A 241-nucleotide genomic window follows, 5' to 3' on the forward strand; every position below is an offset into this window, starting at 1 on the left:
TGCGCCTGTGCGCCCCATCCAGTCGGCCAGAACAGAACGGTCAATCGGAACCCCGTGCCGGGCCATGACTACCGCCTGTCGGTTCAGCGGCATATGTTCGGAATGCTTGGAGACAGCGATCTGGGCCAGTAACGCTTCTGTCGGCCAACTGCCTTACAAAAGATGCGCCGGTGCTTTGGCCTGAACCACCCCCGTCCGCCCCTTGGGACAAGCATATTTCGGGCGGATCGTGACAATTACC

Annotated in this window: 1 pseudogene; it reads right to left on the reverse strand. The window is 60.2% G+C overall.

The features are described from left to right. A pseudogene (locus RMT89_RS45105) lies at window positions 1–241 on the reverse strand (transposase); the annotation flags it as partial.

It is taken from the genome of Streptomyces sp. P17, from assembly GCF_032436805.1.
Classification (GTDB): domain Bacteria; phylum Actinomycetota; class Actinomycetes; order Streptomycetales; family Streptomycetaceae; genus Streptomyces.